The 18549-nt window shown below is 60.1% G+C and carries 10 protein-coding genes; 8 read left to right on the top strand and 2 right to left on the bottom strand.

Translation table 11 applies throughout. The features are described 5' to 3' along the window. Positions 1 to 253: 253 nt before the first annotated feature. From ACCQ06_RS18495 to ACCQ06_RS18460, 8 genes are all read left to right on the top strand, one after another. Positions 254 to 2419 (top strand): type I secretion system permease/ATPase, encoded by a 2166-nt coding sequence (locus ACCQ06_RS18495; protein ID WP_316688671.1) that lies wholly within the window; start codon positions 254 to 256, stop codon positions 2417 to 2419. Next, positions 2416 to 3837, top strand: coding sequence for an HlyD family type I secretion periplasmic adaptor subunit (locus ACCQ06_RS18490; protein ID WP_316688669.1), 1422 nt, complete (start codon positions 2416 to 2418; stop codon positions 3835 to 3837). The genes ACCQ06_RS18495 and ACCQ06_RS18490 overlap by 4 nt, the downstream gene beginning before the upstream one ends. A 52-nt stretch (positions 3838 to 3889) precedes the next feature. Further along, positions 3890 to 4318, top strand: coding sequence for a hypothetical protein (locus ACCQ06_RS18485; protein ID WP_316688668.1), 429 nt, complete (start codon positions 3890 to 3892; stop codon positions 4316 to 4318). Between the two features lie 73 nt (positions 4319 to 4391). Further along, positions 4392 to 4718, top strand: a complete 327-nt coding sequence (locus ACCQ06_RS18480) for a hypothetical protein (RefSeq protein WP_316688667.1) — start codon at positions 4392 to 4394, stop codon at positions 4716 to 4718. A 171-nt stretch (positions 4719 to 4889) separates the two neighbouring features. Further along, complete coding sequence (locus ACCQ06_RS18475) at positions 4890 to 9833, top strand: calcium-binding protein (protein WP_316688666.1); 4944 nt, start codon at positions 4890 to 4892, stop codon at positions 9831 to 9833. Between the two features lie 224 nt (positions 9834 to 10057). After that, a complete protein-coding gene (rsgA, locus tag ACCQ06_RS18470) occupies positions 10058 to 11149 on the top strand; it encodes a ribosome small subunit-dependent GTPase A (protein ID WP_228324987.1) in 1092 nt (363 codons plus the stop codon). Next, on the top strand, positions 11149 to 12411 hold the full coding sequence (locus tag ACCQ06_RS18465; protein WP_228324988.1) for a flavohemoglobin expression-modulating QEGLA motif protein: 1263 nt from the start codon (positions 11149 to 11151) through the stop codon (positions 12409 to 12411). Before rsgA ends, ACCQ06_RS18465 begins: the two co-directional genes overlap by 1 nt. Positions 12412 to 12571: 160 nt before the next feature. After that, on the top strand, positions 12572 to 13252 hold the full coding sequence (locus ACCQ06_RS18460) for a type 1 glutamine amidotransferase domain-containing protein (protein WP_055848341.1): 681 nt from the start codon (positions 12572 to 12574) through the stop codon (positions 13250 to 13252). Between the two features lie 756 nt (positions 13253 to 14008). Here the strand turns inward: ACCQ06_RS18460 and ACCQ06_RS18455 are convergent. Both ACCQ06_RS18455 and ACCQ06_RS18450 read right to left on the bottom strand, forming a co-directional pair. Next, positions 14009 to 15928: an alpha-amylase family protein gene (locus tag ACCQ06_RS18455; protein ID WP_316688665.1), complete on the bottom strand. Its 1920-nt coding sequence runs from the start codon at positions 15926 to 15928 to the stop codon at positions 14009 to 14011. Between the two features lie 35 nt (positions 15929 to 15963). Continuing rightward, positions 15964 to 18417, bottom strand: coding sequence for a TonB-dependent receptor (locus ACCQ06_RS18450; RefSeq protein WP_228324990.1), 2454 nt, complete (start codon positions 18415 to 18417; stop codon positions 15964 to 15966). Positions 18418 to 18549: the final 132 nt, after the last annotated feature.

The following is an 18549-nucleotide window of genomic DNA, read 5'->3' as shown; positions in this document are numbered from 1 at the left end:
GTAGCGGAAATATGACAGGCGGACATGCTTGCATCGGCAACGATGTCAAGTGGGGCCACCCCTGCTGCTCACTATTAGTAGGTATGGCCATTGAGGAATGACCCGACCGCCATCAGTGGCTGCGTCTCAACCTGAGAGACGCCCGATTGAGAAAATAGATCGTCAGCGAGGGGTTGGCTGATTGACAGTTTCTTAACATCCCAAGATTCTATTCCGTCACTTGAGCCCGTCGGCTCTCAGCAAGGATCGCGTTATGTCAGGGGGAAGTGCGTCGCTCTCGTTAGTCGAGGGCGGCTCGTCGGTGGATGATCGACCGGATCTGGGGCTGCAGGGACTCGTCCTTCTGGCGCAGTTTCACGGAATCGCAGCCGATGCGGCGCAGCTGGCCCATGGCTTTGGCCGTGGGGGCGAGCCATTTGACGAGACCACGTTGCTGCTGGCGGCCAAACAACTGGGCTTGAAAGCCAAGGTCGTTGCTCAACCGGCCGCGCGCATTGGCATGGCTGCCTTGCCGGCTCTGGCACTGGTGCCGGACGGGGACGCCTTCATCGTGGCCAAGGTCGGTGCGGATCAGATCCTCATCCACGACCTGGTCGAAAAACGGCCGCGCTCCATCTCGCCCGCCGAGTTCGAGGCACGCTATCAGGGGCGGCTGCTGCAGGTGGCTTCGCGGGCATCAGTGCTTGGTGACCTTGCCAAGTTCGACTTCAGCTGGTTCATCCCGGCGGTGGTCAAGTACCGCAAATTGATGCTCGAAGTCTTCCTTGTCTCGTTTTTCATCCAACTGTTCGCACTGATCACGCCGCTGTTCTATCAGGTGGTGATGGACAAGGTGCTGGTCCATAACGGGCTGACAACGCTGGATGTCATCGCGATCGGGCTGGTCTCGATGGCCGTGTTCGACGTAGTGCTGTCGGGCTTGCGCACGTATGTCTTCGCCCACACCACCAGCAAGATCGATGTGGAGCTGGGAGCGCGGCTGTTCCGGCACGTGCTGTCGTTGCCGCTGGCATATTTCGAGTCGCGGCGCGTCGGCGACACCATCGCGCGCGTTCGGGAGTTGGAGAACATCCGTAACTTCCTGACCGGGCAGGCGCTTACTTCGGTGCTGGACCTGTTCTTTACCGTTGTGTTCCTGTCGGTGATGTTCTGGTACAGCGGCTGGCTGACCTTGATCGTGGTGCTGTCGCTGCCGTTGTACGCGACCATCTCGGGCCTGATCACTCCTGTGCTGCGCAAGCGTTTGAACGACAAGTTCGCGCGCGGCGCCGACAACCAATCCTTTCTGGTGGAGACGGTCAGCGGCATCGGCACGGTCAAGGCGATGGCGGTCGATCCACGCGTGACGCGGACCTGGGACAACCAGTTGGCCGGATATGTCAGCGCCGGATTCAACGTCACTCGTATCGCCACGCTGGGCCAGCAAGGTGTGCAACTGGTACAGAAGCTCACTGCTGTGGCAGTGCTGTTCTGGGGTGCCAAGCTGGTGATGGAGGGCAAGCTGTCGATCGGTCAGTTGATCGCCTTCAATATGCTGTCGGGACAGGTCACCGCGCCGATCATTCGCCTGGCTCAGCTGTGGCAAGACTTTCAGCAGGTGGGTATCTCGGTCGAGCGGCTGGGCGACATTCTCAATACCCGCACGGAGGTGCCGGGTAGCCGGCTGGCCTTGCCGCCGATTCGCGGGCAGGTGACCTTTGAACGGGTGACCTTCCGTTATCGGCCAGACGCGCCGGAAGTGCTCAACAGCATCGAACTGGACATCCGCCCTGGCGAGATCATCGGCATCGTCGGGCGCTCCGGCTCCGGCAAGAGCACCCTGACCAAACTGGTGCAGCGGCTCTACACACCGGAGCGTGGACGGGTACTGATCGATGGTCAGGATCTGGCGCTGGCTGATCCTGCGTGGCTGCGCCGTCAGCTAGGCGTGGTCTTGCAAGAGAATTTCCTGTTCAACCGCAGCGTGCGCGAGAACATCGCGTTGTCCGATCCCGGCATGCCGTTGGAGCGGGTGATTCATGCCGCCAAGCTGGCCGGCGCCCATGAATTCATCCTGGAATTACCCGAAGGCTACGACACCACGGTTGGCGAACACGGCGCTGGTCTATCCGGCGGGCAACGCCAGCGCATCGCCATCGCCCGGGCATTGATCGGCGACCCGCGCATCCTGATTCTGGATGAAGCCACCAGCGCACTGGACTACGAGTCCGAACATGCGGTGATGAGCAACATGCGCGCCATCTGCAAGGGCCGCACCGTGCTGATCATCGCCCATCGCTTGTCCACCGTACGGCATGCCAACCGCATCGTCGTGGTGGAGAAGGGCCGCATCATCGAGAGCGGCTCGCATGCCGAGCTGGTCGACCGGCCGGAAGGCCAGTACGCACATCTCTATCGACTGCAACAGGGGACACCATGAAGCACCTGCTCCAGGGATGGCGCGATTTCTTTCTGCGTTACTTCAAGATCTTCAAGTCGGCCTGGGCGGTACGCCGCCAGCTCGACCCGCCTGCGCGCAGCGCCGACGAGCGTGCGTTTTTGCCTGCCCATCTTGAACTGACGGAAACCCCGGTCTCGCCCACCGCACGTTGGACCATGCGCATCATCATCGGCTTCTTCTGCGTCGCGCTGCTGTGGGCGTGCCTGGGCAAGCTCGATATCGTCGCCGTGGCGCCGGGCAAGACCGTGGTCGATTCACGGACCAAGGTGGTGCAGACCGCAGAGACTGCGGTCGTGCGCAGAATCCTCGTACGCGATGGCCAAGCGGTGAAGAAAGGCCAGCTGCTGGTCGAACTCGATGCCACCGCCACCGGTGCCGAGTTCGCGCAGGCCGGCGACGCCTTGATCAACGCACGTCTCGCCGCGCTACGCCAGGCAGCATTGGCGGCCGCCATCGCCACCGGGCAACCACCGCAACTGGAGTCGGCGGCGGATCTCCCCGAAGGGCGCGTCGCCAACGAGCAGCAACTGGTCAGCAGCCAGTTCGATGCCTTCCAGGCACGGCGACACAATCTGCAAGCCAGCATTGCCCAGCGGCAGGCCGAACTGCAGACGACGCAAGACGCGATCGAACCACTGGCCGAATCGGCACGGATCGCGAAAGTGCGCGCAGAAGATTACGGCCGGCTGGTCGAAGGCAAGTACGTTGGCCGTCACGACTATCTGCTGCGCGAACAGGAACGCATCGCCGCAGAAAGCCAGCTCGCTACACAGCGCAACCGCCTGCAGGAAATCCGTTCGGCGATCAGTGCAGCGCAGGAAGAGTTGCGCGTGCTTGTCACCGACACACGCCAGCAGGCATTGGATGCCCTGCGCCAGGCAAGCGAGCAAGCCGGCCAGCTGACCCAGGACGTTGCCAAGACCGGCCAGCGCGACAAGCTGATGGCCCTGCACGCCCCCGTGGACGGCACCATCCAGCAAATGGCTGTCCATACCGTCGGCGGTGTAGTCACGCCCGCACAGCCGTTACTCGTGGTTGTGCCGGCAGAAGAAGCACTGGAGGTTGAAGTCACCGTCCTCAACAAGGACATCGGCTTCATGCGGCCGGGCCAACCGGTCACCGTCAAGGTCGACAGCTTCCCCTACACCCGCTACGGCTATCTGACCGGAACGGTCGCCAGCGTCTCCCACGATGCCGCACAGGACGAAAAGCTGGGCCTGGTGTTCCCCGCGCGCATCAAATTGAACGGCAGCACGCTGGAAATCGATGGGGTCAAGGTGCGGATGAGTGCCGGGATGAGCTTGAGTGCGGAGGTTAAAACTGGAAAGCGGCGGGTGATTGATTATCTGCTTAGCCCACTCCGTCAGCATGGATCCGAGTCGTTGAGGGAGCGTTAATCGCCTGATTCTGCTTATTTAAAGTCAACAAGTATAGGTATTGGAGAAGGGGATGAAGGGTGCGATATTTTTTTTCGTAGCAATACTCTGCGTCGGACTTACTGCTCTAAAAGGCTTTTATCCCTCAAGTCAGTCTGGGCAATACGCACAAAGTTTTTCTGATTCATTGATCGCGTGGGGGTTGCTTTTGACATCATTGGTCGCAGCTGTATGTATTGGTAAGTTCGTAATAAAGAAGAATGGCGCGTCTAGCGCTCTGCTGGGATTTTTCTCGTTAGTGCTTTATGCGCCGGCTTTGTATGCTGCTTCTACTGGTTGGGTTCGGATATTTGCACGAGCAGGAAAATTTTCTGATTACGCGGTCATGGAGAGTCCCGAGCCATATTGGATGGCCTTTTTGATTTATTTATTGGCTGGGTCGACCTTGCTGGCATGCTCAATTGCTGGAATGCAGGGTGGTGCTCGGAAAGGTGGTGGGTGAGTTCTTATAAAAAAAATAACTAATTTAAGTATTTTTTTAAATTTCGAAGCTAAAACATAAAGGATTTGTGATTATGGAAAGCGGTTCTCAGGCCCCATCGAAACCCGAAAAAGAGGTTGGAATTATTCTGCGAGAATATGCGCAGTTCGTAATAGATTTCTCACAAGACTATGATGCGTTCCATAAAGGTTTAAAAGCTGGCCTCGAAACTTATCTTGTTAACGGTCAGGTGGCACTCAACGATGCAAGAGGTGTCTTTGCTGCGCAGTACTCCGGCTTTGCCAATTCTGCAATGACCGCTGCCACAAACGCTGCAAATGCAGGTTCTTCAGCGGAAGCCGGATACTGGACGAATATTGCTAACCACTATAGTGGTCGTGCATCCGCACTGATGGATTAAACCCTTGATGCGCAACAGGCATTTGCTGGTGTCATGTCAGATTATGGACGTGGCGTAGCCACCGCCTCGAAATGGGGTGGAGAAGTACTTGGTCCTATCGGCAATGGGGTACAAGTAGTTACCGGAATAGCTACCGGTGATACTGACTTGGTAGGCGCTGCTATAGGTGGAATGTTGATTGATGCTGTTCTTGCTGGTTTGGGTGCTGCTGGAGCAGCTATCGCTGGAGTCTCGGTCGCACCAGCTATCGCAGTAGCTGGCGTAGTTGCCGCAATACTAAACCTTTCCGGCGCGGATAAATGGTTGTGGGAAAATTATTTAAAAGAAAAATTTAGGTGGGTTTCTGAAAGAATTTTAACGCCTGATCAGTGGTATGCATTGTTCGATAGCATTCCTGGACTAAGCCAGGATATCCCAAAAAATTTCGAGGATGCTCGAAGATTCGTTCCGCGACGTGATCCACTATTTCTTGATCTTGACGGCGATGGTATTGAGACGGTAGCCGCTACCGGTTCTATTCTATTCGATCACGATGGAGACGGCGTCCGGAGCGGCACTGGTTGGGTATCAGCAGACGACGGATTTCTAGTTTTTGATAGAAACAAAAATGGATTTATTGACAATGGTTCTGAATTGTTTGGCGTTGATACTATTCGTTCTGACGGAAGTAATGCCAGCTCCGGGTTCTCTGCTCTGGCAGACTTAGATTCTGATAAAAACGGAATATTTGATTCGCGCGATGGGGAATTCTCAAATGTAAGAGTTTGGAGAGACCTGAATCAGGATGGAGTATCTCAATCCGCAGAGCTGTTTAAGCTCGCAGATCTTGGTGTGGCTTCGATCGAATTGGTTCCCACGATTACTGAGGATCTTGATCTAGGTAACGGAAATGTAGTTGACAATCGTGGAGCCTACACGCGAATCGATGGCACAGTTGGCTTGGCTGGTGATCTTCAGCTGGCAATGAATAACTATTTCCGCGATTTTAGTGGCTCGCTTGATAAGGTGGAAGTGAGTTATGAAGCAAATCGCTTGCCAGGTGTTAAAGGTAGTGGCGCAGTTCGTGATTTAAAAGAAGCTGCAACCCTCTCTACCGAGCTGCTTGCATCCATCCAAGCCTTAGTGCCTGGAACTTCACGCGACGCAATGAAAAGTTCGCTCGACACGATACTGGCGCGCTGGGCGGCGACCTCCACAATGCAAAGCAGTGAAGAGATGCTTGAATCTGTTGGGGGAGTGCGCGAGCTATACTACCGCGGGGTTCTCCCAGCGGATATCGCGGCTCAGAGCCCTGAAGCTATAGACAATTGGATCAAGCAGCAGCATGCAGAGCTTGGTCCAATGATCGCCATCTTGGAAAAATTCAATGGTTCCAGTCTGATTAGCTATCGCTATGATCAAGCATCGACAGGCGGCAGTACATACACTTGGGGTGAGCTGTCAGAGTTGGATGGCACCAAGAAGCAAGTGATGAACATCCTGTTGCAGCCGGAACAGATCGAAGCACTCAAGGCTGCGTACACGGCCTTGAAGGAATCTGTGTACGCAGGCTTGGTAATGCAGACACGCCTTAAAGGCTATCTGGACAAGATAGATAGCCGGTTTTTAGATGGAGTTTTGAAATTTAATTACTCGCAGCTTGACGCTATGCTGGAGTTGAAGCGTAGCAGTCAACTTGATGAGGCATTTCAAGATATCGTTGAATTGCACAGATATGGAGGAGCTTTTCTTAAAGATTCCGGTTGGAGATTCGGTGAGATTATTGATGCCTGGATTGGCGAGGCAGTATCAAGTTCTAGTGGCATGGCCGCAATGGCTGCTGCAAATATAAAAATAGTTGATGGAACATTTGCAGGTTCCGGCGCCGATGACTTGGTCTGGGGTGCAGCCGAGAACGATGTTATAACGGGTGATGCCGGCGCTGACCTGATCGGTGGCGGTTCTGGGAATGATCTTTTAAGTGGAGGGAAAGGAAATGACCAGCTTTTCGGCGGTGCAGGTGATGATGTCCTAGATGGTGGTGATGGCAACGATGTTCTGGTGGGTGGAAACGGCAACGACACCTTATACGGCGGTGACGGCGGGACCGATCGTCTGGAAGGCGGTGCAGGCGATGATGCGTTATTCGTGTACTCGCAGTCCCGCGACAGCGTCTTGGCTGGCGGCACGGGCAACGACACGCTCAACGGCAGCTGGTACTCGGACACCTATGTGTTCAACAAGGGCGATGGCCACGACACAGTGGTAGAGACCTCGTACTACACCGGTGCGGTGGACAAGGTGGTCTTTGGCGAAGGCATCGCTGCTGGCGATGTGCGTGTGCTGCGCCAAGGTGCTGATGTGGTGTTGGATCTGGGCAACGGAACCGATTCGGTGCGGCTGAAGGGTTGGCTCATCGGCGGCAATGAAAACGATTCGGCGAGTATCGAGCAGCTGGTGTTTGCCGATGGCACGATCTGGACGCCAGCGACCTTGCGTACGATGGGTCTCACCACGCTGGGTACCGATGCGGCTGATACATTGACTGGCTGGAATGGCAACGATGTTCTGCTGGGTGGAAACGGCAACGACACCTTATACGGCGGTGACGGCGGGACTGATCGTCTGGAAGGCGGTGCAGGCGACGATGCGTTGTCGGTGGCTTCCGGCGCCAACAACAGCGTTTTGGCTGGTGGCACCGGCAATGACATGCTAAGTGGCAGCTGGCGCTCGGACACCTACCTCTTCAACAAGGGCGATGGCCACGACACAGTGGTGGAGACCTCGTACTACACCGGTGCGGTGGACAAGGTGGTCTTTGGCGAAGGCATCGCTGCTGGCGATGTGCGTGTGCTGCGCCAAGGTCTCGATGTCGTGTTGGATCTTGGCAACGGGACCGACTCGGTGCGGTTGAAAGATTGGCTCTCGGGTGGCAATGAAAACGAGTCGACAAGTATTGAGCAGTTTGTGTTTTCCGACGGCACGGTCTGGACACCAGCGACCTTGCGTGCGATGGGTCTCACCACACTGGGCACCGATACGGCTGATACGTTGACCGGCTGGAACGGCAACGACCTGCTGCTCGGCGGAAACGGCAACGACACCTTATACGGCGGTGATGGCGGGACCGATCGTTTGGAAGGAGGTGCAGGCGACGATGCGTTGTCGGTGGCTTCCGGCGCCAACAACAGCGTTTTGGCTGGCGGCACCGGCAATGACACGCTAAGTGGCAGCTGGCGCTCGGACACCTACCTCTTCAACAAGGGCGATGGCCACGACACAGTGGTAGAGACCTCGTACTACACCGGTGCGGTGGACAAGGTGGTCTTTGGCGAAGGCATCGCTGCTGGCGATGTGCGTGTGCTGCGCCAAGGTCTCGATGTCGTGTTGGATCTTGGCAACGGGACCGACTCGGTGCGGTTGAAAGATTGGCTCTCGGGTGGCAATGAAAACGAGTCGACAAGTATTGAGCAGTTTGTGTTTGCCGACGGCACGGTCTGGACGCCAGCGACCTTGCGTGCGATGGGTCTCACCACGGTGGGTACCGATGCGGCTGATACGTTGACCGGCTGGAACGGCAACGATCTGCTGCTCGGTGGAGACGGCAACGACACCTTGTCTGGTGGTACCGGCACAGACCGTCTGGTTGGTGGCGCAGGTGACGACGTGTTGTCGATGAACTCGCAGGCACGCGATAGCGTGTTGATCGGTGGCACGGGCAACGACACGCTCAACGGCAGCTGGTACTCGGACACCTACCTCTTCAACAAGGGCGATGGCCACGACACGGTCGTGGAGACCTCGACCTACAGCGGTGCAGTGGACAGGATCGTGTTCGGCGAAGGTATCGTTGCCAGCGAGGTGCGTGTGCTGCGCCAAGGTCTGGATGTCGTGTTGGATCTGGGTACCGGTACTGACTCGGTGCGTTTGAAGGATTGGCTAACCTCGAGTGGCACTGAAAACGATTCGGCGAGTATTGAGCAGCTGGTGTTTGCCGATGGCACGATCTGGACACCCGCAACCTTGCGTGCGATGGGTCTCACCACACTAGGTACCGATGCGGCTGATACGTTGACCGGCCGGAACGGCAACGACCTGCTGTTGGGTGGCGACGGCAATGACACCTTGTCCGGCGGTGGCGGTGGTACTGATCGTCTGGAAGGGGGTGCTGGCGACGATGTGTTGTCGGTGAACTCGCAATCTCGCGATAGCGTGTTGATCGGTGGCACGGGTAACGACACGCTCAACGGCAGCTGGTACTCGGACACCTACGTGTTCAACAAGGGCGATGGCCACGACACAGTGGTAGAGACCTCGACCTACAGTGGTGCGGTGGATCGGGTCGTGTTCGGCGAAGGCATCGCTGCTGGCGATGTGCGTGTGCTGCGCCAAGGTGCTGATGTGGTGTTGGATCTGGGCAACGGAACCGATTCGGTGCGGCTGAAGGACTGGCTCTCGGGCGCCAGCGAAAACGATTCGGCGAGTATCGAGCAGCTGGTGTTTGCCGATGGCACGATCTGGACGCCAGCGACCTTGCGTGCGATGGGTCTCACCACGGTGGGTACCGATGCGGCTGATACGTTGACCGGCTGGAACGGCAACGACCTGCTGCTCGGTGGAGACGGCAACGACACCTTGTCTGGTGGTACCGGCACAGACCGTCTGGTCGGTGGTGCAGGTGACGACGTGTTGTCGATGAACTCGCAGGCACGCGATAGCGTGTTGGTCGGTGGCACGGGCAACGACACGCTCAACGGCAGCTGGTACTCGGACACCTACGTGTTCAACAAGGGCGATGGCCACGACACAGTGGTGGAGACCTCGACCTACAGTGGTGCGGTGGATCGAGTAAAGTTTGGAAGTGAGATCAATCTATCTGACACTTTCTTCACTCGATCTGGGAACAATCTCTTTATCACTTTGAGGGATGGCGATGATCGGCTTGCAGTAGCAGGTTGGTTCGGTTCGGAATCAGCGCAGGTTGAGTATCTGGACTTCCAAGACCGATCAGTGGCCGCAACTGAGGTGTCCAGTTTGATTGATGCGATGGCAGTCGCAAATGCGTCTTCTGAATCATTTGTTCCGGCCCCTAATGCGCAGGAGACGAAGCCGATGTTGGCGAGTTCAGCTATCTAGTAAAAATTAATAATAGTTGATTCAGGGGCCTCGCTTATAGCGAGGCCTTTTACATTCGATAACCAGAAATCACAAGCTACCCAAGCTCTTGGGTCAACATCCCTATGTCTAATGTAGTTCTGCTAGCTCAGAAGCGAAGGGCTAGAAGCTCACGTGGCTGACCGATGGACGTGGACCCATTCGTTAAGCATGGCAAAAGCCACCGCAACCCCTAGAATCCCCCGATGAGCGACACATCCCCCAACTACCCCACCCTCCAATCCATCGGCTGGCCCTGGCCCGGTCCTCCTGAGGAGGCTGCCTGGCAGGCGGTGTTTGCCGCGCATCCGCAGGCGTTGCCGGCGCGGGTGGTGGAGCAGCACCGTACCGGCTATGTGGTGGCCGATACGCCGGAGGCCAGCCTCAAGGCCGAGTCGTTGCCGGAGTGGCAGCGGCCTCGCTTCCCGAGCCATGAGCGGGCAGCGGTGGGCGATTGGGTGCTGATGGAGGGCAAGCGCATCGTGGCGCTGCTGCCGCGGCGCACCTCGATCAAGCGCGGGGCGGCCGGGGAGCATTACCACCAGCAGGTGATCGCAGCCAATATCGATACGGTGTTCATCGTGTGCGGGCTGGATGCGGACTTCAATCCGCGCCGCATCGAACGCTATCTGCTGCTGGTAGGGGGCGGTGGCGCGCAGCCGGTGGTGGTGCTGACCAAGGCCGATCAGACCGAGTACGCCGCCGATGCGTTGGCGGTGCTGGAAGAGCTGGAGGCGCAGAACATCCCGCTGCGTGCGGTCAATGCCAAGGATCCAGAGAGCGTGGCAGCGCTGCGGCCGTGGTTGGGCGACGGGCGCACGGCGGTGCTGGTGGGCTCGTCCGGTGCGGGCAAGTCGACGCTGACCAATACCTTGCTCGGCACGCAGAAGATGAAGACCAATGCAGTGCGCGAAAACGATTCGCGTGGCCGGCATACCACCACCTACCGTGCGTTGATCCCATTGCCGACCGGCGCCTGCCTGATCGATACGCCCGGCATGCGCGAGCTCAAGCCAACCGGTGAGGAAGACCTGGCCGAAGGCGGTTTCTCTGATGTGGAAGCGTTGGCGGCGCAGTGCCGCTTCAACGATTGCGCGCATATTGCCGAGCCCGGTTGCGCAGTGCGCGCGGCGATCGATGCCGATACGCTGGATCCGGAGCGTGTGGCCAATTACATGAAGCTGCGCGAGGAAGTGGCCAGCGCGGCCGAAAAGCTTGCCACCCGTGTTGCGCAGAACAATCGCGGCAAGGGCTCGGGCAAGCGGCCGGCCAGCGTCGATCGTCCCGGACGGCGCTGATGCCATCGCGCAAGGGGCCGCCGGACATCGTCCATCACGCGGCGCTGGATGCGCGCCTGGTCAAGGCCGTGCGCGGGGTGCGCCTGCTCGCCCTGGCGAGCTGGCCGCGCTCGCTGCAGGAGCCGTTTCTGCAGAGTGTGGCGCGCGGGCAGCCGGAGCTGCCGCAGGTGGACTATCCGGCGCTGGATTTTGGCGACACCCGGCGCGAGCTGGCCGCGATTGCGAAAGCCGCCGACCCGCATCACCCGATCGGCGCGTATCTGATCGATTCGACGCATAGCTGGAGCCTGGCGGCCGGTCTGCTGGAATCGCTGGGCACCAGTGCGGTCAGCGACTATTCGGCGCAGTTGTTCGGCGTGCCCGACGACCCTATGCCGGGCAACGGGCCGACCACGCGCGAAGCGGCGCGGCATTTCATCCAGATCGCGCAGGAACTCGATCGCGAATTGCTTGCACCGGAAGAGCAGGTGCCGGTATCTGCCACCGCCTTGCGTATGCAGCTGCAGAACGACCTGGATGCGTTCTTCGAAGGGCGCGTCATCACCGTGACGCTCGATCCTGATCTGCTCGCCAAGGCCGCAGCCGGCGCGCACCGGATCCGTTTGCGCACCGGCGCCACCTTCAGCGATTACGACCGTGCGCAGCTGTTTCATCACGAAGCGCTGGTGCATTCGCTCACTGCGCTCAATGGCCGCGCGCAGGTGCATCTGCCCAGCCTGGGCATTTCATCGCCACGCACCACCGCAACTCAGGAAGGCCTGGCGACGTTTGCGGAGCAGATCACCGGCAGCATCGATATCGAACGTATGAAACGCATCAGCCTGCGCATCGAAGCGATTGCGATGGCGCGCTCGGGCGCCGACTTCATCGAGGTGTTCCGCTATTTCACCGAGAGCGGGCAGAGCGCAACCGAAAGTTTTTCGTCCGCGCAACGCGTGTTCCGCGGTGTGCCGACGGCAGGCGGCGGTGCGTTTACCAAGGACACCGTGTACCTGCGCGGCCTGGTCGCGGTGCACACCTTCTTCCGGCATGCCTTGCAGCGCGACCAGCTGCAGCTATGCCGGTATCTGTTCGCCGGCAAGATGGCATTGGGCGATGTGGCGCGCTTTGCGCCCCTGTTCGATAGCGGGGTGTTGGTCGCGCCGCGCTGGTTGCCGCCGTGGGTGAGCCGGGTCAGCGGGCTGGCCGGCATGCTGGCGTTTTCGTTGTTTGCCAATCGCATCCGCATGGATCAGTTGCAACCGCCGGCAATGAATGTCTGAGATGGCACACAGCGTTCGATGAAATGCGCGTGCGCGATCACATGGTGATCGCGTCGGTGAACCTGCGCATGCAAGCCCGCGCGTTCTACACGATGTTGCAACGAACCGGACTGCACACTGCACGCCTCGCCCGTTCTGGGCCATAACACGAGGCAATGCGATGAAAATCTTGATGGTGCTCACGTCCCACGACCAGCTGGGCGATACCGGCAAGAAGACCGGCTTCTGGCTGGAAGAATTCGCCGCGCCGTACTACGTTTTCAAGGACGCTGGCGCCGACATCACCGTGGTCTCGCCCAAGGGCGGCCAGCCGCCGCTGGACCCGAAGAGCGACGAGCCCGATGCGCAGACCGAGGCCACCAAGCGCTTCAAGCAGGATAGTGATGCGCAGAAGGTGTTGGCCACCACGCATCGTCTTGCCGACGTCAAAGCCGACGATTTCGATGCGCTGTTCTATCCGGGCGGCCATGGCCCGCTGTGGGATCTGGCCGAAGACAAGCAGTCGATCGCGCTGATCGAAGCCTTTGCCGCAGCCGACAAGCCGCACGGCCTGGTCTGCCATGCGCCGGGCGCACTGCGTCATGTCAAGGGCAGCGATGGCAAGCCGCTGGTCAATGGCCGCCGCGTCACCGGGTTCACCAATGGCGAAGAAGAGGCAGTCGGTCTGACCAAGATCGTGCCATTCCTAGTGGAAGACGTGCTGACCGAACTTGGTGGAAAGTACGAAAAGAAGGCCGATTGGGCAGTACATGTCATTGCCGACGGCACCCTGGTGACCGGCCAGAACCCGGCGTCATCGGAAAAGACTGCGGAAACCCTGCTGACGCTGTTGAAGGGTTGAGTGAGAGCGGCCAAGAAGCGTAGCGACTAGTCGTCACGCATGGGCGGCGCGCTTAGGACCCGACCTGTACGAGTGGTACATGTCGATTCCGGGTACCGTCCGCGTTTGCCTGGCGGCTACGCGCTAGCTTTGTCGGCTGCTCTTAGCTGTCTACGCGTTGTCGAGGCGCTGTATTAGAGGTGTGCGTGGTTTGTGCAGCAGCGTTCGCGGATGCGTGTCGCTGCTGCAAACTCAAGCTCGGCTGAGTGAGTAACGCTATCGCACGCGTGATAGCGAATAGGCACTTCTGCATGGTTGGTGCCGAATCCTGGGAGGCCTAGCCATTCCCGCGCAAGACACCCCAGCGCAGTGGCTCAAGACATTCCAGCGCAGTGGGTCTAAGACGCGCCCACGCGATGACGTAAGCACGCGTGGTACCAATGCAGTAACGCTAGCCCCTCTCCCGTCGGGAGAGGGGTTGGGGTGAGGGTACGGTTGACGCATTGCCAAGACCCCGCATCCGCATTGTTCAAAAAAAAACGCACCAATCGGCTCCTGTACTACAGGCAGTGCGAGGCGCGGGTCACCGACCAAGACCGGCAAGTGCCTCGCTCAAGCAAAACATACCAACCAGCGCCCGTACTGCAGGCAGTGCGAGGCGCAGGTCATCGACAAAGAACCGTAATTGCCTCACTCAAGCAACATGTTTCAACTAGGGCGCATATTGCAAGCAGGGCACGGCGCAGGTCATCGACCAGCACCCCGCACCCGCATCGCTCAGTCGATACGTTGCAACCAGCGCACCGCATACCCAGGCAGCGCAAGACGCAGATCATCGCCTAGCGGCTCTGCAACTGCATCGTGCTTGTCGGCCAATACCTGCCACCGGCCACTCAACGTGCCGGAAAACGCCACATCGAGTAATTGATCGCTGAAGTTATGGACGGCGACAAAGCTGTCGCCACGCGTCAGCGCAAACAGGTGCGCGTTCTCCAACGCCACACTGCCCAACGGTTGATCCGCAGCAAGTGCCGGTAGTGCGGTGCGTCGCTGGATCAATGCGTGCAAGCGCTGATAGACCTGCCCGCTCACGCTGCTGCTGTCGTGGCGCTGCGCGGCACGTTGCCAGTTCATCGCCGGACGATGCAACCAGCGGCCTTCGTGCTGGCGCTGTGCATCCATGCGGTAGCTGATGTCGTTGGGCAAGGCAAGTTCGTCGCCCATGTAGATCAGCGGCACGCCCGGCATCGCCAGGGCAACCGCGTAGAGCAGCACCAGTCGATCCACTGCCATGGCCAAGGCTGCCAAATCGCCCGCATCGTGCGCCGCCTGGATGCCGGCGAGTGCGGCCGCCATGCCGTTGGTGCCGTGCACACCATCGCCGCTGCTCTGGAAGCTTTCGCCACGCGCGTAGCTGCCCGGTAGCTCATTTGCGTAGAAGCGCGCGACATCGCGCAGCGAAAACGCCGGTTGCATGGCATTGCCCGCGGCTTCGTGCTGCAACACATTCCAGCCGATGTCGTCGTGGCAACGCACGTAGCTTAGCCACGCGCAGTTGGTGGGCAACGGCGGGCTATGCGCAATGACCTGATGCAGGATGTCGCCGCGTTGCAGCGCCAGTGCCGACCACCCGGCTGCCATCAGCGTGCTGTGGTAGGCCAGGTGGCATTCGTGGCCCTGATCGGCGCCGCTGCCGAAGTAGGGCGGCAGCTGGCTCATCGGCACGATGGCTTCGGCCTTCATCGCCACCGAAGGCGCAACGATGTCGGCAACCGCACGCAGCGCCACCAGCAAGGTATGCGCCTCGGGCTGGTTCATGCAGTCGGTGCCGGTGCGCTTCCACAGATAGGCGGTGGAATCCAGACGGAACGCCTCTACCCCGAGGTTGGCCAGCTGCAGCATCGCCAGCGCCATGTCGCCGAACACGGCCGGGTTGCTCCAGTTCAAATCCCATTGGTAGGGATAGAACGTGGTCCACATCCATTGTGCGGTGTCGTCCACCCAGGTGAAGTTGCCCGGTGCGGTATGCGGAAACACCTGCGCCAGCGTTGTTTCGTACTGATCGGGCAGGCTGCGGTCGGCGAAGTGATGGTAGTAATCGAGATAGCGTGCATCGCCCGCGCGTGCGGCTTGCGCCCAGGCGTGATCGTCGGCGGTGTGGTTGAGCACGAAGTCCGCACACAGGCTGATGCCCGATGCGCGCAGCCGGGTGGTGAGCGCAACCAGGTCGTCGTTGCTACCCAGGCTCGGCTCCACCTGGCCGTAGTCGCTGACCGCGAAGCCGCCGTCGTTGTCGCCGGCGCGTGCGCGCAGAAACGGCAGCAGATGCAGATAGTGCACGCCCAGTTCCTGCAGATACGGCACGCGCTCGGACACGCCCTGCAAGGTGCCGGCGAAGCGGTCCACGTAGGCGCTGTAGCCCAGCATGTGCTGTGCGCCGAACCAGCCCGGCTTGCGGGTGGCATCGAGCTGTTGCAACGCCTGCGGGCGCTGTTGCGCGCTGCTGCCGAGCGCGCCCAGCCACTGCGTCAACCAGGCTGCGTAATCGGGGCGTTGCCCATACAGCGAATGCAGTGCATGCAGCAGACGTGGTGCATGTTCGTCAAAGCGCGCCAACAACGGCGCGGCGTGCTGTGCATCCAGGGGCGCGGCAAAGGCCGCGCGCAGAGCGGTGGAATCGATGGGGGAGGTGCTCATTGGAAGCCGCCGGGCCTGGGCCCGGCGCGGGGTCCTTAGAAGTCGTAACGCAGGCTGATGCTGGTGGTGCGGCCGGCAATCGAACGCGCGCGGATGATGCCGTTGGCCGGAATCGTGGCTTCTTCGGCTTCGGTCAGGCCAAAGGTGTTGAACAGGTTGTTGACGTTGAGCGCGACGGTGAGCGAATCGGTCACGCGGTAGTCGCCGAACAGGTTGACCTGCGTATAGCCGGGCATCTTCAGCTGGTTGGAATCCTGCGTATAGGCATCGGTGGTGCCGATCAGATTCACGCCGAACTGGTAGCCGTCGCCGCGATAGCTCGGGGTGAGCTGCCAGATCACGTCGGCTTGACGACGCGGCACATTGCCGGTGTTTTCCGGGGTGATCTGGTCGCGGGAAATTTCTGCATCGGTCCAGGTCAGGCCGCCGTTGACGGTGAAGCCCTCGTAGCGGTAGCTGGCTTCCAGCTCTACGCCGTGCGCTTTGTAGCTGCGGTTGAAGAAGCGCTGGCTGGTGACTTCGAAGTTCTGTTCCTGGGTACGTGCGGAGAAGGCGGTGGCGAACAGGCTCAGACCGTCGCGGCGCCACTTCAAGCCGGCTTCGGCCTGCCGCACCACGTTGACGCCTTCATCGGACGACACCGAGCCGTCGTCGCGCACCACGCCGAACAACAGGCGATCCGCGTTGGCGCGCGCACCGCGGCTGATGCGTGCGAATGCGCCAAGGTCGTCGCTAATCAGGTAATTGCTGCCCAACGAATACGACAGGTAGTTCCAGTCGTAGTCCACCGGGCGTGCGTTGGCGGTGTCCACGGTGGCCACGCGCTGTTCCACCGGCTGGATCACGCCATCGCCGTTGACGTCCAGGTTTTGCGCAATCGCGGTGCCGCTATAGTTGCCGCGCGCATCGCCCATGTCGTAACGCAGGCTGCCGTCGATGCTGAACTTGCCGCTGTCGAAGGTCAGTGCGACATAGGGCGCGTTGACGTCGTAGCGCACGTCGTAGCTACGGGTGTTACAGCAATCGCCCCAGAACGGCACGCCGTAGGCGTACAAGCCGTTTTGCGAGCGCGATACGCCGCCGGCATCGACCACGTTGAGCAGGCGCGAGTCGCGACCCAGGCTTTGCACGTAGGAGTTCCAGGTCCAGTCCATGTCGATGGTCTGGCGCGAGCTGTAATAGCCCATGCGCAGATTCAGCGTGCGGCCGTCGCCATCGAACTCGCGCGAGAGGCTCAGGTCGTTGGTGACGTTGCCCAGATCGTTGATGGCGACATTGAACAGATGCGTGCGGATGGCATTGCCGGTGTAGGCCTGGCCGACATTCGGGCCGCCTGCCTGCACCAGCTGCGCGCCAGCGCCGCCGATGGACGATGCCAGCGAGGCAGCATCGGTGACTTCGGCCGGGAACGGACTGACGAAGCGGCCGCTGTTGTCGGCGATGCGGAATTTCTCGCTCAGGTTCCAGCCACTGCCCAGGTCGAACCAGGCTTCGGCGCCGATGGTGCGCGAGATCGGGTGCATGCCGTCGCCCAGGTCGGTGCGGCGCGGCTGGTTGTTGCCATCCAGGCCGACATCGGTGCGGAAATTGCGGCTGTACAAGGTGTCGTTGCCGGGATCGAACCCGGGGAAGCCACCCAGGTCCGGCGAGCCGTCGCGGCCACGCACCGAGGTGGGCACAGGCAGATAGCCGGCGGCGCGGTCGTTGAGGTATTTGCCGTACACCCGCACGTAGCCGTTCTCGAACAGACGGGTGAGGTTGGCCTTGAGTTGGCCGCCCTTGTCGGTGGTGTAGCCGGCATCGCGCACGCCATCGCCCTGGCGGAAGAAACCGCCGATGTTGAACTGCCAGTGCTCGGCGAACGGCGCGCCGTAATTGAAGTCGATGCGGGTGTTGTCGTAGTCCAGACCGCGACTGACGCCGACGCTGCCGCCTTCCGTGTCGCCGGTCTTGCTGATGAAGTTGATAATGCCGCCGGGCGCATTGCTGGTGAACGTCGACGCCGAGCCGCCGCGGATGGCTTCGATGCGATCCATCGTGAAATCCGAGCGCAGGAAGATATCGGCGTTGCCGAAGGCGATATCGCCGAACTCCATCACCGGCAAGCCGTCTTCCTGCAGCTGCAGGAACTTGGCGCCACCGGAGGCCACCGGCAGACCGCGCACGGCGATGTTGGCGTTGCCTTCGCCACCGCTGGACTCGGAGCGGATGCCTGGAATGTTGCGGAAGATTTCCGCAGTGCTACGCGGCGCCGACTGCTCGATCGCCTCGGCACCGACGGTGCTGACCGACACGCTGGACTTCAATTTGGTGGTGGCGGTGGAGGTGCCGGTGACGAACACCGAATCCAGATTGACCGCGGCGCTGTCGGCAGCCGGCGGAGTGGCGGGTGCGGCGGCGGTGTCCTGGGCCAGCGCGGCGGGCGCGCACAGGCAGGAAACGACCGCGCAGGCCAGGGCATGCAGGCGCAGGGTGTGCAAGGTGGACATCGCGATTCTCTCTCTCACAGGTGGTGGTATGCCGACGCCTGCATCGTCCCCTCCCAGGGAATGGCCGAGCGGCCTGCAGTGCGAGCGCAGTAATACGCGCGAATACAATCGATTGCAATCTTGCGTTGCAAC

This window comes from Xanthomonas sp. NCPPB 4467 (assembly GCF_041475665.2).
In the GTDB taxonomy this organism is placed as follows: Bacteria; Pseudomonadota; Gammaproteobacteria; order Xanthomonadales; family Xanthomonadaceae; genus Xanthomonas; species Xanthomonas dyei.
This window is presented reverse-complemented; position numbering and strand designations above follow the sequence as displayed.